Below are 24441 nucleotides of genomic sequence, written 5' to 3' on the forward strand. Positions count from 1 at the left end.
TAACTTAAAAATCAGAATATTATGGAAACAATAACAAAAAAACCTACTAACTCTAACCTAGAAAAGTACGGTATTAAAGATGCAAATGCGCACTGGAATTTAGATGCAGATACTCTTCAAAAAATAACATTAGAAAAAGGAATGGGTACAGAGACCGAGAATGGTACTCTTTGTATAAATACTGGTAAATTTACTGGTAGGTCTCCGCAAGATCGCTTCCTAGTAAAAGATGATTATACGAAAGATAAAGTTTTTTGGAACAGAACTAATAAAGGCATCAGTTCTGATAGCTTTAACCAATTATATAACGAAGTTGTAAACTACCTTTCTAATAAAGAAATTTATATACACGACGGTTATGTTTGTGCTGCTCCTGAATATCGCTTAAATGTTAGGACTATAGCAGAGTATCCATGGTCTAACTATTTTGTAAATAATATGTTCTTAAGACTAAAAGATTCTGAATATGCAGATTTTTCTGAAGATTGGTTAGTAGTATGTGCCTCAGGTTATGAAACACCAAATGCTGAGGCTCTTGGAATACGACAAGGAAACTTCTCTATTTTAGACTTTACAAGAAAAATTGCGTTAGTAGGTGGTTCTGCTTATGCTGGAGAAATGAAGAAAGGTATTTTTAGCGCACTTAATCTTATACTGCCTATAGAGAAGAATGTTTTACCTATGCACTGCTCTGCAAACGTAGGAGAAGATGGAGAAACTGCTATTTTCTTTGGACTTTCTGGCACAGGAAAAACTACTTTATCTGCAGATCCAAATCGTAAGCTAATCGGAGATGACGAACATGGTTGGACAGCTGATAATACCATTTTTAATTTTGAAGGTGGTTGTTACGCTAAAGTTGTAGATTTAACAGAAGAAAAAGAACCAGACATTTTTCGTGCAATTCGCCCTGGAGCTATGCTAGAAAATATTGTTTTTAAGGAAGGAACAAAAGAGGTAGATTACGAAGATACTTCTATTACTCAAAATACAAGAGTAAGTTATCCAATACATCATATAGATAACATTATGCAACCTTCTTTTGCAAAAAATCCTAAAAATATTTTCTTTTTAACTTGTGATGCTTTTGGGGTTTTACCTCCAATATCTAAACTTACCCCAGGACAAGCTGCGTATCATTTTATATCTGGATATACCGCTAAAGTTGCTGGTACAGAAGCTGGTATTACAGAACCAGTACCATCCTTTTCGGCTTGTTTTGGAGAACCATTTATGCCGCTACACCCTACAGTATACGCAGAAATGTTAAGTAAAAAAATGACCGAAGCTGGCGTAAATGTATGGCTAGTAAATACAGGTTGGAGCGGCGGACCTTATGGTGTAGGTTCTAGAATAAAGTTACGCTACACAAGAACTATGATTACAGAGGCTATGAAAGGAGCCCTTAATGATGTAGATTATGAACAGCATCCTGTGTTTGGGTTACACATGCCAAAATATATACATGATGTACCTTCAGAAATATTAGACCCAATGAATACTTGGTTACAAAAAGGAGCATACGTTAGTAAAGCTATACAATTAGCACACTCTTTTCATTTAAATTTTGATAAATTTATAGATCAAGCATCTAATGAGATTATGCATGGTGGGCCGTTAATTGACACACATCAAGGTTTAGCTCACTTGTAAATTAAAACAAAAAACTTTCACTTTATATAATTTAAAATGGTAAAATCACTTTACGTAGCTACTTTAGAAGCCCATAGCGGTAAATCTTTGGTAGTTTTAGGACTAATGGAAATGCTACTGGGCAAAATGGGAAAGGTGGGCTACTTTAGACCAGTTATTGACCAAGTAAACTCCAATGGAGCCGATAATCATATTGAAACGGTAATTAACCATTTTAATATTGATATTCCTGTCAAAGAATCTTACGCCTTAACTCAAGATGAAGTCTTAGAACTATATAATGAGGGAAAAAGCAGTGAAATTCTTGACAGGATTATCAATACTTATAAAAATTTAGAAAAACGTTTTGACTTTATTTTAATTGAAGGAACAGATTTTTATAGAGAAAACAATGTAATAGAACTAGACCTAAACAGGGATATAGCAAAAAACTTGGGATCTCCTGTTATTTTAGTAGATAATGCAAAAGGTAAATCCCTAAAAGATTTTTGTAGTAGTGTCGTATCTGCGGTACGCTCTTATAAAGACAAAGGTTTAAATATTCTCGGTGTAATTGCTAATAAAACTCGCCCTGAAAACACAGAACTAGTAATCACTGAAATTTCTAAGGAATTAGATAATAAAACATCTATATATTCCGTTCCTAGGCATCCAGAATTATCCCATCCTACCATAATGGAGATAAGAGATGCTTTAATGGCCGAAGTGCTTTTTGGAAAAAATTATTTAAACAACCAAACCGGAAGTTTTGGTGTTGGTGCTATGCAATTAGCAAATTATCTAAAGCATTTAAGTGCTAATGGTTTAGTTATTACTCCTGGTGATAGATCCGATATAATTTTAGGGGCTTTGCAAGCAAACTCCTCTGCAAACTATCCTGCTATTTCTGGAATTTTGCTTACCGGCGGTATTAAACCTGAAGAATCTATAATGAAACTCTTAGAAGGTTCTGAGCCTAGTGTGCCAATTTTATCTGTAAAACAAGGCACTTTTGCCACCACAAATGCAGTTGGGAATATTAAATCTAAAATTTACGCAAAAAACAAAGGAAAAATAAACACTTCTATTGCCTTATTTAATAAGCATATAAACAGACAAGAGATACTGGAAAAACTGGAAACCTATGAACCAAAAATAGTAACTCCTAGAATGTTCCAGTATAATTTGGCTTTACGCGCGCAAGCAATTAAAAAAAGAATTGTTTTGCCCGAAGGTGAAGATTTGAGAATACTACAAGCTGCTTCCAACTTACAAAAAACCGGAGTGGTAGATTTAATTTTATTAGGGAATAAAGAAGAGATTGAAAAAAATGCAATTCTACATGGTCTAAATTTAAAAGGTATTGCAATAACAGACCCCTACTCTTCTAGTAATTTTGACGATTATGTGATTACGCTTTATGAACTCAGAAAACACAAAGGCATTACTATGGACGCTGCAAAAGATTTAATGCAAGATATTTCCTATTTTGGAACTATGATGGTTTATAAAGGAGATGCAGATGGTATGGTATCTGGTGCAATACACACTACACAACATACTATTAGACCTGCCTTGCAGTTTATAAAAACAAAACCTAATAGCTCTATAGTCTCTTCTATCTTTTTTATGTGTCTAGAAAATAGAGTCTCTGTTTTTGGAGACTGCGCTATAAACCCAAATCCAACAGCTATAGAACTTGCAGAGATAGCAATATCCTCTGCAGATACCGCAAAAGCCTTTAATATTGAACCTAAAATTGCAATGCTATCTTATTCTTCTGGAGCATCTGGAATTGGTGAAGATGTAGACCGTGTACGCCAGGCTACAGATTTAGTTAAAGAAAAAAGAAAAGACCTTAATGTGGAAGGTCCCATACAGTATGATGCAGCTGTAGACCCTATAGTTGGTAAAAAAAAATTACCTAATTCTAAAGTAGCAGGACAAGCATCTGTATTAATTTTCCCTGATTTAAATACCGGAAATAACACGTATAAAGCAGTACAAAGAGAAACAGGAGCTTTAGCCATTGGACCAATACTTCAGGGCTTAAATAAACCAGTAAACGATTTAAGTAGAGGCTGTACTATAGAAGATATTTTTAATACCGTTATAGTAACCGCAATACAAGCTCAGGAACAATAATTTAAATTTAATTAATGAACATATTAATAATTAATTCAGGTAGCTCTTCTATTAAGTTTCAACTTATACAAATGCCTACTGAAAAAGTTTTGTGTAAAGGTTTATTAGAACGTATAGGCCTAGAGGATAGCTTTTTTAGTTATAAAAAAGGAAGTTACTCTCATAAAGAAAAAACACAAATACCTAATCATGGTGTAGGACTTGATAAAATTTCTCAATTTTTATTAGATCCTTCCCAGAAATTAATTTCTTCTGTTTCTGATATTAATATTGTGGGACACAGAGTAGTACATGGCGGCAGTAAATTTAATGCTCCAACAAAGGTTACGCCAGAAGTTTTAAAAGAAATAGAAGCATTGTCTTTTTTAGCGCCATTACATAATCCTGCTAATGCAGAAGGTATTAGAGTTGCTATAAACGTATTTAAAGATGCTGAACAAATTGCTGTTTTTGACACTGCTTTTTTTCAAACTTTACCAGAAGTAGCTTATACCTACGCTATTCCTAAAGATATAGCTCTTAAGCACAAAATTAGAGCATATGGTTTTCATGGTACAAGTCATAAATATGTATCTGAAAAAGCAAATTCAATTCTCAAAAAAAAGCAAAGTAAAATAATTACAATACACCTTGGAAATGGCTGTAGTATTACTGCTGTTAAAAATGGCAAAAGTATTGACCATTCTTTAGGTTTTAGTCCTACTAATGGTTTGGTAATGGGTACTCGCTGCGGAGATATAGACCAATCTATCATTTTTTATATGATGGAAAATTTAAATCTTACAGGACAAGAAGTTAGTAATATACTCCAAAAAAAAAGTGGACTTTTTGGTCTCACAGGATATTCTGATCTTCGTGAAATTGATAAAAAAGCAAAAGCAGGAAACTCTGATTGTATTCTTGCATTAAAACTTTCTGCCTATAGAATTAAAAAATATATTGGTTCCTATATTACTGTACTTTCTGGCATAGACGCTATTGTTTTTACTGCTGGTATTGGTGAAAATTCTAGTACGTTAAGAAAATTAATATGTGAAGGTTTAGAATGTTTTAATATTCAATTAGATAATGAAAGGAATAATCTTAAAATAGATGGTATTAGGGATATAGGCTCCTCGTCTAGTACTACTCGTATTTTAGTAATCCCAACGAATGAAGAACTTGAAATTGCTAAACAAAGTTATTCGTTATCTAATATTATAACCAAATAAAGGTTGTTATTACTAATTTTTCTTGCCATGTTAATGGCAATACAAATGGAGTAATTGAATTAGGATTTGATAGTAGACCTAACTTAGTGTGTCTTCGTGTAGATACCTCAAATAAGACGTAATTTTAACGCTATGCAATTAGGGCCTAAACGTTATATACGAAGTATGAATCATTTTACTGAAGTAGAAGAGTACTTTGATGGAGACCCCAGACATGTAACATATAGAACAAATAGATTTGCAAAGAGTACTATCTAATAGAATGGGAGATTTTAATTCGATGTAGACTTTCCTCCCGCCCCAAAACTTGATGGTATGGGACTGTATGTTGTTTTAATAATTCCGGATGCTGAAAACCCTAAGGGTATCCTTCAATTCTGGTACCGTAACTAACTGTTATGGGATTGTCTGGGTTTAGATTAATACCTCTTAGTTTTCAACAAACATGCAAGGTAGCCTATCGCCAGTAGCTGAAATTAAAAAACTATAATCAAAACCAACTTCCTCTGATCCCAACGATTTTTTTTGTTCCAAACAATTTTACCGTTTCCTAACCCTAAATACCATTTGCCCGCAATACCCTTATTATATCCTGCCTTTTGAAGGATTTTAGGCAATGCTCCCATACTGGGATAGATAATCAATAGTGTATTAATTTCTTGTTAAAAGCGAATATCTCGATAGTGTTCAGATTGAAGTGGAACAGTGGGCATCTGTAAAATTTACCCCATTACCAGCAAGTTTATCAATATATTGGTATTAACCCCAATAGCTCCATTTACTCCAATATCGTCAAATCCTAAACCGTAAACATAAATAATAACGATACTAGGTTCGTCTTTTTGTGAATAACAAAATATAACTAGCCATAAAAAACAGCATCAATAATGCACTTTTAAAATGGAATTTATAATTCATTTCTCTAAAACTATTAAGCATTTACAAATTCTGCATGAACTTTTGCTGGAATATGAGATAAATTTGTGTTGGTTACTTTTCCAAATGCTTCTGTAGCCTCAGTATTATTACCTAGCCCTAATTGGCCTAATCCGATTAAATAATTACAATGAATTTTATTAATTACATTTAAATTTTCTTCCCAAATTAATAAATCTGGCAATGAAATAGCAAAATAGTCTAGTTTCACATCATCATTCATATGCTTTTCACCATAATTAAGAAGGTTTTTAAAACGCATATTTGCTTCATCAGTTCTACCTAATTTTTGTAAGGCCAATCCTTGATAAAATATTTTATCTGGCTGTTGGTCATTATAAAAAATAGCAGGACTGGGGTCACTCAACCCATCAGATGCTAATTCAAAATATTTTTTTGCTTTATCTGAATTTCCTAAACCTTCATGAGCGCAACCTAACCAGTAGTCAATATCATTCTCAACGGTGCCATGTAACTTTCCCTCTCCTAAATTATAAGGGTAAGTTTTCGCTGCTTCTAACAACTCAATTGCGTAATCAAAGTTTTTTAAGTTGATATTTTTCTTCGCAAGTTCTGTATAAGCTGTTAAATATTGAAATGGTACTTTACCTTCACCTCCTTCCCAAGGATGGAACTGACGGTTTTCAATCAATTCTTTTGCTTTTTTGAATTCGCCTTTCAAATTATAAAGAGAAATACGCTCTAAATATAAATCGTCTCTTGAGTTTGTTAACTCCATATATTGCTCTAGTAAGGCTAAACGTTTATCTATAGAAATATTGATTTTTTTATACAACTGATCAAGTTCCATTAACAATCTAGCATCTGTATTATCTAACTCAAAAGCACTTTCTAAATGTTGTACAGCCAATTCTTTTTGATTGGTTTTGTTATAATACAACAATGCCAAATTACGATGTGTGATTGCGAAACCATCATCTAATTTTACAGAAGATTCCCAACAGTATTTGGCTTCTGCATATTGTCTGTTAGCGTACCAAAAATTTCCTAAATAATAGAATGCTTTGGCATCTGTTGGGTTTGCATTACAAGCTGCCCGTAATGCTAAAACTTCTTCTATTTTATTAGGAAAACAATAGGTGTCTGGCATTTGTGATGCTTCTTTGTAAGCCTCCAATGCATTGCTACTTTCGTCTTTTTGGTCGTAATACCAACCCATAAAATAATGTACCATTGGGTAAACACTATCATTATTATTCGTAAGTACTTTTAATAATGAAATAGCTTCATCAAACTGACCGGCCATAGCATAATCTAAAGAAAATTCTATATAATTATGAGCATAATCTCTTAAGATGTTTTTGAAAGCCTCTAAATCTTCTTGCTTGTTAGATAAAATATAACGCTCGTATAAAGCGCCAAAATTGAACTTATCAATAGCCAAAGACTCTTCTACTAGTTTACTGGCTGCTTCAACTTTACCCAATTTTCTTAAAATGATAACTTTTAAGTGTCTTGCTTTATGGTTGTGCCAGTTTTTAATTAAAGCTCTATCTACTAAATCTAAAGCTTTATCTAAATCTCCTCGAAAACAATCTATTTGTGCTAAATTGAAATAACCAGCATCCTGCCATTGTGCATTCCAACACGCTTTAAAGAAACTTGCATAAGCCTCTTCTTTTTTTCCTAAGAAATTTAAAGCTAATCCTTTATTGAAATATGGTTCTCCATCATATGGATTTGGATTATGACTAGTTAATGTTTCAATAGCCGTATCGAAATAAGAAATAGATTTTTCTAATTGCCCTTTGCGCATGTGCCAAAGTCCCATGGCATTATTACAACGCACATCTTTTGGCGAACGTCTTAATGCTTCTTCGTAATAATCGGTTGCATTAAAAGTAGCGTGTCTGTATTGTTCTAAATGCAACCCTCTTAAATATAAACCTTCAACGGTATCAATATCTTTTGGGTCTTTTGCAGCTTTAGCTGGTTCTGGAATTTCTTCAGATAAATCTTTATCTGGTTCCCATGCTACTAATACTTTTCCCGCACTATCATTAACTGATATTTGTAAATCATCAAACGTAAAATCATCTATATCTATGGCTTTTTCAAAGCCTATTGCTGGAGAAAGATTTAAAACTTCGTCATATAACACTTTATTTCCTGCTTTTAGCGTAATTACACAATCATCGTAAGTTGATGTTACGTAAACTTTTACCAAAGCTTTACCATCTACCATTTCTAGATTTACCAGAGCTTCTTTAGTTGCATTTTTTACAACACCTACATTGTAGTATGGCATAAAATACTGCTTAAAGCTTTTTTCTTCATACGGATGCATCCAAGAAAAATCTGGCTGATTATCTGTATAAACACCACACATTAGTTCAATATATGGCCCGTCTTCATCTGTTAAATTTCTATCCCAAGCTTTACCAAATTCTCCGTTACCCCAAGTCCATTGTTTTTTTCCTGGCGATACATTATGATCTGCAACGTGAAGTAACCCTCCTTTTGAATCGTTTTCATAACCTCCTACAAAATCGTATTTTGATGTAATTGCCATATAACTGGTTGGCACTGGAATATTTTTATATCTAGAAATATCGGTTCCTGGCGAATAGTCTACTTTGTAATATTCTCCTTTTGCTATTGGAAATTCTGAAACGTCTCGTTTTCCATGATCAAAAACTGCATTTACATCTGGTGGAAATACTGACTGATAATGATCATTTACGGCTACAGCAGGGTTTGCCCACCATAAAAACGTTTGTGGATGAGGCGTTCTGTTATACAAATGCGCCTTAATTTCAATATACGCCTTATCTGGATGCAATGTAAAACCTGCCATACCTTTAGTACGGAACATACGCTCTAATTCGCTTACCCAAATCGTTTTACTGCCATCATCATTTTCTTCTATATAAAAATCTGTAGGGTCGTAAGTGCTTGGTCTGTGGTGTTGTGGCCAGTTGAACTCTATACCTCCAGAAATCCAAGGTCCGGTTAAACCAACAAGAGCTGGCTTTATAACGTGATTGTAATATACAAAATCGCGTTTACGAATCTTATCATACGCTCTTTGAATTCTACCACCCAAAGCTGGTAAAATCATCAATTTAATATAATCATTTTCAATAAAAATGGCACTCCATTCTTTATCTACTTTAGTGTCACTAATTTTTTCTATTACTGGATGTGGATATACCGATCCACTACTGGCTTGATATACGCGTTTTTCAAGAAAAACAGGATACTTCTCAGGTCTACCAACTTCATAAGTAGGAATTATTACTTTTTCTTCCCAGGCCTTTACAGTTTTCATACTTTAATATTTTACGCTACACTTTTGCAAATGCAGATATTAATTTTCTAATATTTTTTCTAATTGTTGAATTGTAATGCTTGTTTTTCTATTATAGTTTGAAATATTCAAAAATGGCGTCGGCAACAAACTGATGTCCCTTTTGGTTGATATGGTTATTTTGTGACATATAACCTCTTAATGGCTGAATTTCAGCCAATGCTTTAAACAGCGCATAACTATCTACTAAACCAACATTGTATTTTTTAGCTAACGCTCTAATTTGTTGGCTATGTTTTGCTAATGGTGTTTCGTTAGAGGAAATATCTTCTTTTAAATCTGGTGTAGGTGTTAATAAAATCACTTTTGTACCGTAAACTAATGCATTTTGTATCATTTGTTCCCACGCTATTTTTGCACGTTCTAATCCTATTCTCCTATCGTTTAATCCGTAATCGATAAAAAGTACATCTGGTTTATGATTTAAAACTTCATCTTTAAAACGCTTTGCTCCTTGTTCTGCTTGTTCTCCACCAATTGAAGTTGTAATGGTATTTACTACCGAATACGGGTAGAAATCGTTTACCTTTTTTAAGGTTCTATAGGGATATGCATTCAGTCTATCTAAAACACCTCCTGTGGTATATCCCGTTGGCACCGAGTGCCCGTGAAATACTAAATTTATAGTATGGTTTTTAGGCCACTTTACTCTTAACTTGGTTTTAAGTGAATCTAAATAATGAGATGCTATTGCTTTATTTGATTCTACTACGCTTTTTTGTTGTGCGCATGCAAAGTTTAAACTCAAAAATAGTATGAGTACTAATATGATATGCCCTTTTAATATAACTTTCATATGCTGTATAACTTACTTTTCCTTGGTTAATTCCATTTCAATTTCTTCCAAACTCTTACCTTTTGTTTCTGGTAATTTACTTTTTATAAATAAAAATCCTAGAATACAAATAAAACTATACACCCAAAATGTTCCTGAAGCCCCCAAAGCATCATTTAAAATTGGGAATGTAAATGTGAGTATAAACGAAGCAACCCATAACGCAAACGTTGCTATAGACATAGCAACTCCGCGTATTTTATTTGGAAAAATTTCTGATAATACTACCCAAGTAATTGGTGCTAGAGACATGGAATAAATGGCAATTGCTGTGATAACTAAAACAAGTACTGGCCATCCTGTAAACTCCATATAATATGCACCCCCTAAAATAAGATACACTGCACCTAGACCTATAGACCCAAGAAGCATTAACTTTCTACGCCCCCAACTATCTACAGTTCGCATCGCAACAAGAGTAAATATTAAATTAACACTACCAGTAATAACAATATTGAATAGCATATCACCTACACTATAACCTGCAGCAGTAAATATTTCTTCTGCATAATTAAAAATGATATTGATACCACACCACTGTTGAAATATGGCTAATACAATACCTATGATTAGGATTGGTTTAATCTTTGAGCTTTTGAAATCTGAAAACTGAATTTTAGACGTTCCACTTTCTTGAAGTGTTTGTTGAATACTAGCTAATTCTTGCTCTGCATAAGACTCTCCTCCAATTTTTGCTAATACATTTTTAGCAGCATCGTTGTTATTTATTTTCACCAAAAATCTTGGGCTTTTAGGCACAACGAACATCAATACAAAAAATAAAATTGCAGGAATTAATTCTGCCCAAAACATCCAACGCCATCCTGTTTGCCCATTCCATGAGCCTAATATCTCACTAGGTGAAAAGTTTTCTGGTATGGCTTCAGCTATAAAAAAGTTAGCTACTTGAGCTGCTAAAATTCCTACTACCAAAGTAAGCTGATTAATGGCAACAAATTGTCCTCTATATTTTGCAGGAGCAATTTCAGCAATATACATAGGAGACAAAGTAGACGCTAAACCAATACCTAAACCACCGATAAGCCTATAAATTATAAATGGCGTAAATTCATTTACATACCCTGTTCCAAAAGCAGAAATTGTAAATAAAGTAGCTGCTAAAATTAACGGTTGCTTTCTGCCAAATTTATCGGCTACAAACCCAGAAATTACTGCTCCAAAAATACAACCTATTAATGCACTACTCATGGCCCAACCTTGTAGTGTTGGTTCTGAACTAATATCAAAAAACAGCTCGTAAAATGGTTTTGCACCTCCAATAACTACCCAATCGTAGCCAAAGAGAAAACCACCCATTGCGGATACTAGTGCTAAGAAAAGTAGATATGTGAAATTAAATTTAGTGTTTTCCATTATAGTTTAGTTTGTTATTTTTATCTAATAAACATAGACATTTACAATAGTTATTTATTTTTAAAGAATCAAAAATTAATACTTCATTTACACTTTAAAACATTCTGATTTCAATGAGAATGCTTACATAAAAATAAAATATAACCTATATTATTACCAATTTCTCAAAAAATTACACATATATTTTACAAATATATAAGAGTTAAATGTTTAAATAATAGACGAAAAAATTTTAAACATGGACAAAAATGCTTAATTTAAAATTATTAAAGTTATTTTTTATCTAATTAAATTAAACACAGTTAAATTAAAAAAGGACAAATAATTATTGCTTAGTAAAAATATGGGACAACTATTTTTTTTTAAAGTATAGCAGCTTATTAAGTTTTTTTGATAAGCCAAATTAAAATCTATAAAATGAATGACACTTATATAAAAGAAGGGTTTCTTGGTCAAAGAATGAATGCTCTACCTAAATCCGTTGTCAATATTGCGAAAACTAACCAAATAACGAAAAATTTTTACATTAGTGATTTAGGCTATTACCCAATGGCAAATAATCATCACCGTTTACGAAAAAAAGGTGCAAAACAGTTTATATTTATATATTGTACGAAAGGAAAGGGTGAAATTATATTAAATGGATCAAGAACTCTAATATCTCCAAACCAATTTTTTATAATCCCAAAGGATGTAAAACATGAATATAGCGCAGATGAATCCAACCCTTGGAGCATTTACTGGATTCACTTTAATGGAGTTATGGCTCTAGAGTTATATAAGAGATACGCTTCTACAAATACTAAAAATTACAGAAACATTCCTTTTTCGATTAAAAAAATTGAGCTTTTTGACAAAATATTTAATTTACTTAACATGAATTATTTAGAAAATCAAATTGAATACGCTAACCTTTTGAGTCTAAATTTTATAAACTCTTTCATTTATAATGATATTGAATCCGGAAAGACCTCTCCAAATCACGATACATTAATACATCTTATAAAGAATTTCTTGATTAATAATTTAGATAACAACTATACCTTAGATGAAATTGCGTCAAAATTTAATTACTCTAAATCTTATCTACATACTAAATTCAAGAATAAGACAGGATATCCTGTAATGGTTTTCTTTAAATTAAAAAAAATACAGAAAGCTTGCGAATATTTAAACTATACTGATTTGAGTATTAAAGAAATTAGTTTTATGATTGGTTATGAAGACCCCTTATATTTTTCTAGAATATTTAAAAATTACATGGGGATGTCACCAAGAATTTACAAGCAAAATTTACGAAAGTAAATAATCTAAGAGTAAACCTATCGACAATCCATTTATAGAAAACTTCAATGGATTGTTCAGAGATGAATGCCTAAATGCAAATTTGTTTTTTCTTTGTAGATGCTCAGGAGAAGTTCAATATTTGGAGAAGAGACTACAATAATCTTAGACCGTATAGCTTATTGTGGGGCTCGCCCCCAATGAGTACATAGAAATGAATAAAAAACAGCTATACTAATACCTCAACAAACTATAAGTTATACTTACAAGGTTTAAATAGATATTTAAAATCACGACAATTCTATAAAGAAAATGCACACTCTATTCCACACCATTTATATAATATTAAATGATATAAATATCATATAAAACAAAAAACACTGATAATCATTTGATTAACAGTGTTTCGGTTTTACCTATTTCTAGGTTCGTCGGGGTGGCAGGATTCGAACCTGCGACCTCCGCGTCCCAAACGCGGCGCGATAACCGGGCTACGCTACACCCCGATAATGAGTGTATTTCTACTTTCGTAGAGAACAAAGAAACAACCGGTATTATAGTCTCCTTGCTTATATTTATCTGCCATCTCACGCAGACTCTTGCGGAGAGACAGGGATTCGAACCCTGGGTACCTATTTCTAGGTACGACGATTTAGCAAACCGCTCCTTTCGGCCACTCAGGCACCTCTCCAAATCTTTTCTTAAGAACGTGCGTATCAAAACGCGGATGCAAATGTATATTTTCATATACTATAATGCAACATTTTTTTTACTTTTTTTTAACCCAAAATCATAACTATCTCATTCTGGATACTCTACCCTTAAATGATAAATGTTTCTAAGCTTCTGTTTCATTACTTTTTTTATAATTTCTATCTCTTTAAACGTAATATTTGCGTTTAAAAATTGGTTTGCGCTAACTTGTCCTGCTATAATTTTATCTACAAACTCATCTATTATAATATACGTTGGATTTTTTAAACTCTTTGATGCTGCTTCTACAGAATCTGCCATCATTAAAATTGCTGTCTCCTTAGAAAAAGGTAATGGTCCTGGATACCTAAAATCTTTTTCATCTGCTTCTCCATGAATATCTATATTTTTTTTATAAAAGTAATAGACCAAGGTAAAACCATGATGTGTACGTATAAAATCTATAACTCTATCTGGAAGTTTATTCTTCCTAGCAATTTCAATACCTTTTATTACGTGATCTATAATTATTTTTGCACTTTCCTTAGGTTCTAACTCATCATGAGGGTTAGCATTTGTAACCTGGTTTTCGGTAAAAAATGTAGGGTTTGCCATTTTTCCTATATCATGATACAAAGCCCCTACCCTAACTAACATTGCATTAGCCCCTATTTCGTTGGCTGCTGCTTCTGCTAAATTAGAAACCTGTAGGGAATGATGAAAAGTTCCTGGCGCTTTATTAGAAAGTTCCTTTAGTAGCTTAGAATTTGTATCGGACAACTCTAACAAAGAAACATCAGACACTAACCCAAATACTTTTTCGTAGATATATATTAAAGGTTGTACAAAAACTGTTGTAATCATCCCGTTTAACAAAAACAGGCTGAGTGTTATCCAATCTAAATTATTTAAACTACCTTCATGTATTACATGAAAAGCTAAATACCCTAATATGTATATAAGTGTAATTTGCCCAATAGATATAAATAAATTTGCTCTCTTATAAAGTTCCGAAATTGTAAGCACAGTTACTACTCCTGCAATAATTTGTAAAAAAAGATACTCAAAACTATTTGGAACAATAAACCCCAAAAGTAAAACGGTTAATACATGTACAATTAATGCTAACCTAGAATCAAAAAAGGTTTTTAATATTAATGGTAAAATGCATAGAGGAACTACAAACACGTATGCTTCTTTATATTTAAGCATTAACGTGGTTATCAATACAAATAAGAGTATATTAAAAAATATAAAAGTTACTTTGGTATTGTTTTCAAAAATTACTTTCCTATACTTTCTAATAAAAAGTAATAACATCATTAAAACAAGAGCTACTAAAACAATGTATCCTCCAATAATAAAATAGTAATTTGCATCAGACCATAATTCAGATTCGTACTCTCCTTTTAATGAATCCAAAATTTTAATATTATCTGCCCTAACTACTTCTCCTTTAGCTATAATAATATCTCCTTCTTCAATTGCTCCTCTTGTATAAGATATTTTTGACAACGCATCTTCTAATGCCTTTTTAGACAATTTTTCATCAAAAGAAATATTGGGTTTTAATATTTTATTAAAAAGTGCTTGATACGCTTTTTCAAAATTCAAAAGTCCTTTTTGAGAAAGATTCTCACTTATATAATTTTCTTTATTTAATAAACTTGGTAAGTCTTCCTTATCTAATTGTTGCGCCGAATTATTTTTTATCAAATAAATTAACTCTTCATTTTCTTTTATATCTTTTCCAGAGCTTAACCCCTTTTTATAAATATTTTTTAAAATTTCTCTACCAACTTCATCTAAGGTTTTCAGTTGCTCTTTTGTGTACGCGTCTCTATCAAAAAAGACAAAAAAGTTAGAAACAAAAGCTTTAGACACTTCTTTTTCTATATTCCTATCAACCCTGTAATAAGAAATTTGATTTTTTTGTATCGTATTCTTTTCTATAGAAATTTCTTCTTCTGATTTATTAACGGAAAAATCAAAAGGTGCATAAAGGTTTTCAAACTGCCAAGGCTTTCCTTTTTGGTATTCGTATTTAAATTTTCCTCCTTTAGGAAAAAAGAAAACTATAAAACAAATAGATACTATATATAAACCGTATTTATAAATATGGGACTGATTCTTGTAAATATTGTCCAAAGATTTTTGCATATATAGATGTATCTGAATTCCAAAAATAGAAAAATATAACGTTAAATAGCCTATTACACTATTAACCATTTAGTTTGTATTTAAATTTCTTAATTTTACGAAAACGTTTAAGTAAACTAGATAAATGAAAAAAGTAGTAATAGTTTCTGCTGTTAGAACCCCAATTGGAAGCTTTATGGGGGCACTATCCACAATACCTGCTCCAAAACTAGGCGCAACTGCCATTAAAGGGGCTTTGCAAAAAATAAATTTAAGTCCAGATAAAATAGAAGAAGTAATAATGGGCAACGTAGTGCAAGCTGGCACTGGACAAGCTCCTGCTAGGCAAGCTGCCATATATGCAGGAATACCAAACACTGTTCCTTGTTCTGCTGTTAACAAAGTTTGTGCTTCTGGTATGAAAGCTATTATGCAAGCTGCACAAGCAATTGCCTTAGGAGATACTTCCATTGTTGTTGCTGGTGGAATGGAGAACATGAGTCAAATACCTCATTATTTACACGTAAGAAACGGAGTGAAATTTGGGCCTACTTCTATGGTTGATGGCATGCAGAAAGACGGACTAGTAGATGCTTATGATGAAAATGCAATGGGTGTTTGCGCAGATGCTTGTGCAACAGAATATGAATTCTCCAGAGAAGACCAAGATAATTTTGCAATCCAATCTTACAAAAGATCTACAGATGCTTGGGAAAACAATCTTTTTAAAAATGAAGTTATCCCTGTTGAAGTTCCACAAAGACGTGGAGAACCTATTATTGTAAAGGAAGATGAAGAGTATAAAAACGTAAAATTAGAAAAAATACCTACTTTAAGACCTGCTTTTACCAAAGAAGGTACTGTAACTGCCGCGAATGCTTCCACAATTAATGACGGAGCTGCTGCCATAGTTCTAATGAGTGAAGAAAAAGCAAAAGAACTAAATTTAAAGCCTATAGCTACTATAAAAAGTTATGCTGATGCTGCTCATGAACCAGAATGGTTTACAACTGCTCCTGCTAAAGCTTTACCAAAAGCTTTAGAAAAAGCTAATATTTCTATTTCTGATGTAGATTATTTTGAATTTAACGAAGCTTTTTCTGTAGTTGGACTTGCTAATATGAAAATTTTAGGCCTTAACGACTCCAATGTTAATGTTAATGGTGGTGCTGTTTCTTTAGGACACCCTTTAGGGTGTTCTGGCGCAAGAATATTAGTTACCCTAATAAATGTCTTAGAACAAAAAAATGCTAGGACTGGAGCCGCTGCAATATGCAATGGTGGTGGTGGTGCTTCTGCCATAATTATTGAGAGAGATTAACAAAACATATCAAAATAAAAAAGGGTCTTTCACTAAGTGAAAGACCCTTTTTATAGTATATATTACTAGAGAATTACTCTCCTAACAACTTCTTTAATCTCATGAAGTTTTCATTATCTCCCATTGCTCCATAGATATTTTTTAACTGTGTTAATATCCCTTGGTTATCTGGATTAGTTTTTAATGCTTCTTCTAAAACCCCTGCACCTTCTTTAAATAAATCATCCTTTTGCTGTTTTAACTCATCATAACGAGCAATATCAGCTCTAGAGTTACCTAAAGAATTCATTTCATCAATTAATCCATTACCTTCATTTACATATGTTGTAGATAAGTTTAATTGCGCATTAGTGTACCCTGGATTAACTTCTAAAGTTTTTATATAAGCCGCTCTTGCTTCTTCTATATTCCCTTGCTCCATATTAATTACACCAATATTATAGTGTAAATCTGGATTATCAGGAGCAACTGCTACAGCTTCTGCCATTAAAGATTTAAATTTATCCTTATCTCCTAATTTAAAATATAAATTAGCTTGGTTAAGAATTAAGTTAACGTCTTTAGGGTCATTTGCTCTTGCTGCTTCATAAGCCTTTAACGCTTTGTCATCCTGTCCTAACTGTGTATATATTAATGCCGTATTCTTAACAATCTCTGCTTTTTTAGAAGGTGTCTTCTCATCTTTTGGATCTTTATACGTACCAGATTTCACCATTAAATCTCTTTGTACTTTATCCATTTCTTCTGTTTCTCCAGAAGCAACATTGGTAGCTTTATACACAATAGCGCTACCATCATAACCAACTTCTTGCAGTTCACTATAATAAGTTAATGCTTCTTCATAATGACCACCATTTACCGCACTACTTGCTGCATAATAAAGGTAAGAAGTATCTTTTGGACTTAATTTGTAGCTTAAATATAATTTTTCTGCAGCTTCTTTAAACTTTTTAGCTCCATTATCTGCTACTGCAGAATTAACTAAGTCTGCAGTAATAGCAGACATTTGCTGCTGTGTTTCTGCAGAATATTTAGACTTACCGCTTTCTTTTTCTATTTTTAAAACTTTCTGAAAAGAGTTAACAGCTTCTTGAAAAGCAGAACCATCTCCTTTTTTTGCTAAATCTGCATATGTTTTTCCTCTTAAAAACTCATATTGTGCTTGTACTTTAGCATCTGCACCAGCTACTAAACTAGAAGCTGCTTCTAAAGAAGCCTTTGCACTTGCCGAGTCTCCTCCTTTTAAAGCTTTATCTGCCGCTTTTAATTCATTCTTCTGAGCAAAACCTACCATTGTAAAAGACAGTGCTGCCAATAATATAATCTTAGTTTTCATTTTTAAATTTAATTAAATATTAGTGTTTGTAAATTACTCTTTTGTTTCTTCTGTAGTATCGTCTGTATTACTACCCGAACTACCCTTATCAATTGCCGTGCCATCTTCTGCATTCACCTCTAAATCAGCTATTTCAGATTCATCAATCTCATCTTCATCCTTCATCACCTTAGCAACTGCAGCAATAGAATCTTCGCCTTTTATATTAATTAGTTTAACTCCTTGCGTAGCTCTACCCATAACTCTTAAATCCTCTACTGCCATACGAATTGCAATACCAGACTTATTAATAATCATTAAATCGTCAGAATCTGTTACATTTTTAATAGCCACTAAACCTCCTGTTTTCTCTGTAATAGATATAGTCTTAACACCTTTACCTCCACGGTTAGTTACTCTATAATCATCTATACTAGAGCGCTTACCATATCCATTTTCAGAAACTACTAAAAGTTCATCTTCAAAGTTATGTACGGTTACCATTCCTATTACCTCATCATCATCATGAGCTAAAGTAATACCACGCACACCAGAAGCATTTCTTCCCATAGGTCTAGTTTTACTTTCTTCAAAACGAATAGCTTTACCAGATTTTAATCCTAAGAATACTTGGCTAGTTCCTGTTGTTAACTTAGCTTCTAACAGCTCATCCCCTTCTCTAATACCAATAGCATTAATTCCGTTTTGACGTGGTCTAGAATATTGCTCTAATGAAGTTTTCTTAACTGTACCTTTTTTAGTAGCCATAATTACATAATGACTATTTACGTAATCCTCATCCTTTAAATCTTGTGTACAAATGAAAGCTTTTACCTTATCATCTTGCTCAATATTTATAAGGTTTTGGATTGCACGTCCTTTAGATGTTCTACTTCCTTCTGGAATTTCATAAACTCGCATCCAGAAACATTTTCCTTTTTGCGTAAAGAACAACATGTATTGGTGGTTAGTACCTACAAATAAATGTTCTAAAAAGTCTTCATTTCTTGTAGAAGATGCTTTTTGACCAACTCCTCCTCTATTTTGCGTTTTGTATTCTGAAAGTGGTGTTCTTTTAATATAACCCGCATGAGAAATAGTAATTACTACTTGCTCATTAGGAATCATATCTTCCATACTTAAATCACCACCCGCAAAATTAATTTCGGACCTACGCTCATCCCCATACTTATCTTTTACTTCTAAAAGCTCGTCTTTAATAATAGACATTCTACGGTCTTTATTAGCAAGAATATCTTTTAAATCAGCAATAGTCTTTAATATTTCATCATATTCTGCACGTAGTTTATCTTGCTCTAAACCAGTTAACTGGCGCAACCTCATTTCTACAATTGCTTTAGATTGAATTTCTGTAAGCTTAAAACGCTCCATTAAATTCTCTCTAGCTTCATCTGCGTTAGAGGATGCTCTAATAATAGCAATTACCTCGTCAATATTATCAGAGGCAATAATTAAACCTTCTAAGATGTGTGCTCTATCTTCAGCTTTCTTTAATTCATATTCTGTACGCCTTACAACTACCTCATGTCTATGCTCCACAAAATAATGAATCATCTGTTTAACATTCAATAATTGCGGTCTACCATTAACTAAAGCAATATTATTTACACTAAAAGAAGATTGTAATGCCGTGTATTTAAATAGCATATTTAATACTATATTAGGAACAGCATCTCTTTTAAGTATATAAACAATACGCATACCTTTCCTATCCGATTCATCACGGATTGTAGATATACCATCTATCTTTTTATCATTCACCAAGTCAGCGGTTTTCTTAATCATATCCGCTTTATTCACTTGATAAGGAATTTCTGTAACAATAATACATTCTCTTCCTTGCACTTCTTCAATAACAGCTTTGGCGCGCATTACAACTCTACCTCTACCTGTATGAAAAGCTTCTTTTACACCTTCATACCCGTATATAATTCCACCAGTTGGAAAATCTGGCGCTTTAATATGTGTAATTAGCTCATCAATCTCAATATCATTATTATCAATATAAGCAACAGTACCGTCTACAACTTCAGATAAGTTATGAGGAGGCATGTTTGTTGCCATACCAACAGCTATACCAGAGGCACCATTTACTAATAAATTTGGGATTCTTGTTGGTAACACAGTAGGTTCTTTAAGAGAATCATCAAAATTTAATTGATGATCTACCGTATCCTTATCAATATCTGCTAACATGTCATCTGCAATCTTACGCATACGAGCCTCCGTATAACGCATTGCTGCAGGGCTATCTCCATCAATAGAACCAAAGTTACCTTGGCCGTCTACCAACATATAACGCAAACTCCATTCCTGAGCCATACGTACCATAGAGTCATAAACCGAAGTATCTCCATGTGGGTGATACTTACCTAAAACCTCCCCAACAATACGGGCAGATTTTTTATGAGCACTACTAGATCTTACCCCTAATTCATACATTCCAAATAAAACTCTTCGGTGTACAGGTTTTAATCCATCTCTTACGTCTGGAAGTGCACGTGACACAATGACCGACATTGAGTAATCAATGTAAGCCGATTTCATTTCATCTTCAATATTAATAGGAATCAATTTTTCTCCGTCTGCCATCTTAAAAATCTAGTTGTTTTAATTAAGGTTAAAAAAGCATGCCAATATACTCAAAATCGAAGCTAACACAGCACACTTAAAGTTTTTTATTAAATAATTTATTAACACTTTTCATGAAAAACAATCGTTAACAATTATATAGAGTAAAATTTTGTAATCCGGCTCTTTTTTCGTCATTTAGGAATAGTTTAACGAATATAGGTATGGTAATTGCCACTAATTAAGCAATATTTAGTAATTTTATAGTTGATACAAATAATTATATGGATGATAATTTCTCACCACGGGTAAAAGATGTAATAGCTTTTAGTAAAGAAGAGGCGCTAAGACTTGGCCATGATTTTATTGGCACAGAGCATCTTATGCTTGGATTATTACGAGATGGAAACGGCAAAGCTATCAACATTCTTGATGCTCTAGATGTAGATTTAGACCATTTAAGAAGAAAGGTTGAAATCCTTAGCCCTTCTAACCCTAACCCAAGTGGCATACAAAAAGACAAAAAGAACTTACATTTAACAAGACAAGCAGAACGTGCTCTAAAAACCACGTTTCTAGAAGCTAAGTTATTTCAGAGTTCCTCAATTAATACTGCTCATTTATTACTTTGCATATTAAGAAATGAGAATGACCCCACCACAAAACTACTTCACAAGTTAAAAGTAGACTATGATGGCGTAAAAGAACAGTTTAAATTTATGATTACAAGCGATGATGATATTGTAAACCCGCCAACGTCCGAATCTTTTCCAAGCGATTCTGATGAGAGCGGAGACAATAAAGAAAGTACATTTGGAAACTCTTCTACCCCTAAAGGGAACAAAAAATCTAAGACACCAGTTTTAGATAATTTTGGAAGAGACCTAACACGTATGGCAGAGGAAAATAATTTGGACCCTGTTGTTGGTAGAGAAAAAGAAATAGAACGTGTTTCTCAGATACTAAGTCGTAGAAAAAAGAATAATCCATTATTAATAGGTGAACCGGGAGTTGGTAAAAGTGCTATTGCAGAAGGTTTAGCATTACGAATTATTAATAAAAAGGTTTCTAGAATCTTATACAACAAAAGAGTTGTAACCTTAGATTTAGCTTCTTTAGTTGCTGGCACGAAATACCGTGGCCAGTTTGAAGAACGTATGAAAGCCGTTATGAATGAGTTAGAAAAGAATGATGATGTTATTCTTTTTATTGATGAAATACATACCATTGTTGGCGCAGGTGGTGCTACTGGAAGTTTAGACGCTTCTAACATGTTTAAACCAGCTTTAGCAAGAGGTGAAATTCAATGTATTGGTGCTACCACTTTAGATGAATACAGACAGTATATTGAAAAAGATGGTGCCTTAGAAAGACGTTTTCAGAAAGTTATTGTAGAACCTACTTCTGTAGAAGAAACTATAGAGATTCTACAAAACATTAAGACTAAATACGAAGACCACCATAATGTTACGTACACAGATGAAGCAATTATTGCCTGTGTTAAACTAACAAATAGGTATATGACAGACCGTTTTCTTCCAGATAAAGCTATTGATGCTTTAGATGAAGCTGGTTCTAGAGTACATATTGTAAATATGGATGTTCCTAAACAAATTCTAGAATTAGAAAAACAACTAGAAGATGTTAGAGAATTAAAAAATAGTGTTGTTAAAAAGCAAAAATATGAAGAGGCAGCAAAACTTAGAGACGACGAAAAAAGGATAGAAAAAGACCTTGCTACTGCTCAAGAAAAATGGGAAGATGACAGCAAACTTCACAAAGAAACTGTATCTGAAGACAATGTTGCTGATGTTGTTTCTATGATGAGTGGTATTCCTGTTAACAGAATTGCGCAAACAGAAAGCAACAAATTAGCCGAATTACCAGAATTAATTAAATCTAACGTAATTGGGCAAGATGATGCTGTTGCTAAAGTTGCAAAAGCTATTCAAAGAAATAGAGCAGGACTTAAAGACCCTAACAAGCCAATTGGTTCTTTTATTTTCTTAGGACAAACTGGTGTTGGTAAAACCCAGTTAGCAAAAGTTCTTGCTAAAGAATTATTTGATTCTGAAGAAGCTCTAATTCGTATAGACATGAGTGAATATATGGAAAAATTTGCCATTTCTAGATTAGTTGGTGCACCTCCAGGTTATGTTGGTTATGAAGAAGGAGGACAATTAACCGAAAAAGTTAGACGCAAACCTTATTCTGTTGTACTATTAGATGAAGTTGAAAAAGCGCATCCAGATGTATTTAATATGATGCTTCAAGTGTTAGATGATGGCTTTTTAACAGATAGTTTAGGTAGAAAAATTGATTTTAGAAATACCATTATTATAATGACTTCCAATATTGGTGCCCGCCAATTAAAGGACTTTGGACAAGGTGTTGGTTTTGGTACTGCAGCAAAAAAATCGCAAGCAGATGCATATCAAAAAGGAGTTATAGAAAATGCTCTTAAAAAGGCTTTTGCTCCAGAATTCTTAAATAGAATAGATGATGTAATAGTATTTAACGCTTTAGAAAGAGAAGATATTCATAAAATTATAGATATAGAACTTCTTAAATTATATGCCAGAATTAGAGACATAGGATACAACCTTAATCTTACAGATAAAGCTAAAGACTATATTGCTGAGAAAGGTTTTGATAAGCAATATGGCGCCAGACCCCTAAAAAGAGCTATTCAAAAATATATTGAAGATGCGCTTGCTGAAGAGATTGTAAATTCTAAATTAAAAGAGGGAGACAGTATTTTCATGGATTTAGATAAGAAGAAAGACGAGCTTACTATTAAAATTGAAAAAGCGGAAGAATCTTCTAAAACAGAATAATTTTTTACCATATTATAAGAAGAAGGGCTCAGTTGAGCCCTTTTTTATGCTCAAAAGAAGCCATACCTATATTGCACAAAAAATACCCAAAAGCAGTATAAACGAATTTTCAGCCTTTAATCTAAAATATTATACCAAACCTTTACTAACGCCTAAATTCGCCCAAGACACTATAACAAATAATACTTGAAAGTGAGTTTGGCGAAGAAAAAAATTATAGTAAAAGAGTATCAATTAGAAATTGGAAAAATACAAGTGTTTGACACTCATATGGTTTCCATTTTTAATGAAGGAGTTACACTTACTTTAGAGCGTGTTTTCCAAATAATTGGTATTGCAGAAATTCACTTTAAAAACAAACCTTTTGGCTATGTTAGCTATCGTAAAAATTCTTATGTAATAGACCCTACAATATATAGTCATTTACGAGAATTAAACAATTTAAAAGGGTTTGCCATCGTATCTGTAAACGAAATAGATATGCATAACTTTAATATAGAAAAACTCTTCTACAAAAAAGCTATGAAATTCTATATAGAATATGATAACGCTATTGCTTGGATAAAAAGAAGAGTTAAAGTAAAATAATTTAATCCCATTTTTCTTTACACTTTCTTGCAATAGCACTGCTAAGTAATCCTAAAAAAATTACCGTTATTAACTCTACCCAATTAAAACCACTATTTGGTACTCTTGTATATTGCGAATAAATTATATATGCTACAACTGGTCCATACATAATTAAGTTAACAACAAAATTTTTCATATCTCTTTAATTTACACTCTTAAATAACCA

At 32.7% G+C, this 24441-nt stretch carries 14 protein-coding genes, 2 tRNA genes and 1 pseudogene; 8 read left to right on the forward strand and 9 right to left on the reverse strand.

Going from position 1 to position 24441, the window contains the following annotated elements:
• Positions 1 to 21: 21 nt before the first annotated feature.
• From pckA to Q0945_RS12125, 3 genes are read left to right on the forward strand one after another with little or no spacing between them, the layout of a single operon-like run.
• The gene (gene pckA, locus Q0945_RS12115) at positions 22 to 1653 is read left to right on the forward strand and encodes a phosphoenolpyruvate carboxykinase (ATP) (protein ID WP_299434894.1); all 1632 of its coding nucleotides are present in this window, start codon (positions 22 to 24) and stop codon (positions 1651 to 1653) included.
• 36 nt (positions 1654 to 1689) lie between these two features.
• Positions 1690 to 3777: a phosphate acetyltransferase gene (gene pta / locus Q0945_RS12120; protein WP_299434896.1), complete on the forward strand. Its 2088-nt coding sequence runs from the start codon at positions 1690 to 1692 to the stop codon at positions 3775 to 3777.
• 14 nt (positions 3778 to 3791) lie between these two features.
• Positions 3792 to 4988: an acetate kinase gene (locus Q0945_RS12125; RefSeq protein WP_299434898.1), complete on the forward strand. Its 1197-nt coding sequence runs from the start codon at positions 3792 to 3794 to the stop codon at positions 4986 to 4988.
• 931 nt (positions 4989 to 5919) lie between these two features.
• Here Q0945_RS12125 and Q0945_RS12130 read toward each other — a convergent pair.
• The 3 genes from Q0945_RS12130 to Q0945_RS12140 form a co-directional block, all read right to left on the reverse strand.
• Positions 5920 to 9216, reverse strand: a complete 3297-nt coding sequence (locus Q0945_RS12130) for a DUF5107 domain-containing protein (protein ID WP_299434900.1) — start codon at positions 9214 to 9216, stop codon at positions 5920 to 5922.
• Between the two features lie 91 nt (positions 9217 to 9307).
• Positions 9308 to 10051 carry an SGNH/GDSL hydrolase family protein gene (locus Q0945_RS12135; protein WP_299434902.1) on the reverse strand — a complete coding sequence of 248 codons (744 nt, stop codon included), beginning with the start codon at positions 10049 to 10051 and terminating at the stop codon, positions 9308 to 9310.
• Between the two features lie 12 nt (positions 10052 to 10063).
• The gene (locus Q0945_RS12140; protein WP_299434904.1) at positions 10064 to 11464 is read right to left on the reverse strand and encodes a sugar porter family MFS transporter; all 1401 of its coding nucleotides are present in this window, start codon (positions 11462 to 11464) and stop codon (positions 10064 to 10066) included.
• 417 nt (positions 11465 to 11881) lie between these two features.
• Here Q0945_RS12140 and Q0945_RS12145 point away from each other — a divergent pair, with 417 nt between their 5' ends.
• Positions 11882 to 12769 carry an AraC family transcriptional regulator gene (locus Q0945_RS12145; protein WP_299434905.1) on the forward strand — a complete coding sequence of 296 codons (888 nt, stop codon included), beginning with the start codon at positions 11882 to 11884 and terminating at the stop codon, positions 12767 to 12769.
• A gap of 13 nt (positions 12770 to 12782) precedes the next feature.
• A pseudogene (locus Q0945_RS12150) lies at positions 12783 to 12960 on the forward strand (transposase); the annotation flags it as partial.
• Between the two features lie 219 nt (positions 12961 to 13179).
• On the opposite strand, the gene Q0945_RS12155 reads toward Q0945_RS12150, so the two are convergent.
• From Q0945_RS12155 to Q0945_RS12165, 3 genes are all read right to left on the reverse strand, one after another.
• Positions 13180 to 13254, reverse strand: a tRNA-Pro gene (locus Q0945_RS12155).
• Positions 13255 to 13350: 96 nt separating this feature from the next.
• Positions 13351 to 13439 (reverse strand) — tRNA-Ser (locus tag Q0945_RS12160).
• A gap of 110 nt (positions 13440 to 13549) precedes the next feature.
• The gene (locus Q0945_RS12165) at positions 13550 to 15601 is read right to left on the reverse strand and encodes an HDIG domain-containing metalloprotein (protein WP_299434907.1); all 2052 of its coding nucleotides are present in this window, start codon (positions 15599 to 15601) and stop codon (positions 13550 to 13552) included.
• A gap of 124 nt (positions 15602 to 15725) precedes the next feature.
• Between Q0945_RS12165 and Q0945_RS12170 the strand changes: the two genes are divergently transcribed.
• The gene (locus tag Q0945_RS12170; RefSeq protein ID WP_299434909.1) at positions 15726 to 16901 is read left to right on the forward strand and encodes an acetyl-CoA C-acyltransferase; all 1176 of its coding nucleotides are present in this window, start codon (positions 15726 to 15728) and stop codon (positions 16899 to 16901) included.
• Positions 16902 to 16974: 73 nt separating this feature from the next.
• On the opposite strand, the gene Q0945_RS12175 is transcribed toward Q0945_RS12170, so the two are convergent.
• Positions 16975 to 18237, reverse strand: a complete 1263-nt coding sequence (locus Q0945_RS12175; protein ID WP_299434911.1) for a tetratricopeptide repeat protein — start codon at positions 18235 to 18237, stop codon at positions 16975 to 16977.
• A 33-nt stretch (positions 18238 to 18270) separates the two neighbouring features.
• Complete coding sequence (gene gyrA, locus Q0945_RS12180) at positions 18271 to 20829, reverse strand: DNA gyrase subunit A (protein WP_299434913.1); 2559 nt, start codon at positions 20827 to 20829, stop codon at positions 18271 to 18273.
• Between the two features lie 263 nt (positions 20830 to 21092).
• On the opposite strand from gyrA, the gene Q0945_RS12185 reads away from it, so the two are divergent.
• A complete protein-coding gene (locus Q0945_RS12185; RefSeq protein ID WP_299434915.1) occupies positions 21093 to 23645 on the forward strand; it encodes an ATP-dependent Clp protease ATP-binding subunit in 2553 nt (850 codons plus the stop codon).
• Positions 23646 to 23837: 192 nt separating this feature from the next.
• The gene (locus Q0945_RS12190; RefSeq protein WP_299435003.1) at positions 23838 to 24233 is read left to right on the forward strand and encodes an STAS/SEC14 domain-containing protein; all 396 of its coding nucleotides are present in this window, start codon (positions 23838 to 23840) and stop codon (positions 24231 to 24233) included.
• A 1-nt stretch (position 24234) separates the two neighbouring features.
• Here Q0945_RS12190 and Q0945_RS12195 read toward each other — a convergent pair whose 3' ends face one another.
• Positions 24235 to 24411 (reverse strand): hypothetical protein, encoded by a 177-nt coding sequence (locus Q0945_RS12195; RefSeq protein WP_299434917.1) that lies wholly within the window; start codon positions 24409 to 24411, stop codon positions 24235 to 24237.
• Positions 24412 to 24441 lie beyond the last annotated feature (30 nt).

The sequence above is a fragment of the uncultured Maribacter sp. genome (genome assembly GCF_947500405.1).
Taxonomy (GTDB): domain Bacteria; phylum Bacteroidota; class Bacteroidia; order Flavobacteriales; family Flavobacteriaceae; genus Maribacter_B.

Coding starts and splice junctions, on each gene's coding strand:
- pta (WP_299434896.1), top strand. CDS start 1,690: ATGGTAAAATCACTTTACGTAGCTACTTTAGAAGCCCATAGCGGTAAA.
- Q0945_RS12195 (WP_299434917.1), bottom strand. CDS start 24,411: ATGAAAAATTTTGTTGTTAACTTAATTATGTATGGACCAGTTGTAGCA.
- Q0945_RS12135 (WP_299434902.1), bottom strand. CDS start 10,051: ATGAAAGTTATATTAAAAGGGCATATCATATTAGTACTCATACTATTT.
- Q0945_RS12175 (WP_299434911.1), bottom strand. CDS start 18,237: ATGAAAACTAAGATTATATTATTGGCAGCACTGTCTTTTACAATGGTA.
- Q0945_RS12125 (WP_299434898.1), top strand. CDS start 3,792: ATGAACATATTAATAATTAATTCAGGTAGCTCTTCTATTAAGTTTCAA.
- Q0945_RS12165 (WP_299434907.1), bottom strand. CDS start 15,601: ATGCAAAAATCTTTGGACAATATTTACAAGAATCAGTCCCATATTTAT.
- gyrA (WP_299434913.1), bottom strand. CDS start 20,829: ATGGCAGACGGAGAAAAATTGATTCCTATTAATATTGAAGATGAAATG.
- Q0945_RS12140 (WP_299434904.1), bottom strand. CDS start 11,464: ATGGAAAACACTAAATTTAATTTCACATATCTACTTTTCTTAGCACTA.
- pckA (WP_299434894.1), top strand. CDS start 22: ATGGAAACAATAACAAAAAAACCTACTAACTCTAACCTAGAAAAGTAC.
- Q0945_RS12145 (WP_299434905.1), top strand. CDS start 11,882: ATGAATGACACTTATATAAAAGAAGGGTTTCTTGGTCAAAGAATGAAT.
- Q0945_RS12130 (WP_299434900.1), bottom strand. CDS start 9,216: ATGAAAACTGTAAAGGCCTGGGAAGAAAAAGTAATAATTCCTACTTAT.
- Q0945_RS12170 (WP_299434909.1), top strand. CDS start 15,726: ATGAAAAAAGTAGTAATAGTTTCTGCTGTTAGAACCCCAATTGGAAGC.
- Q0945_RS12185 (WP_299434915.1), top strand. CDS start 21,093: ATGGATGATAATTTCTCACCACGGGTAAAAGATGTAATAGCTTTTAGT.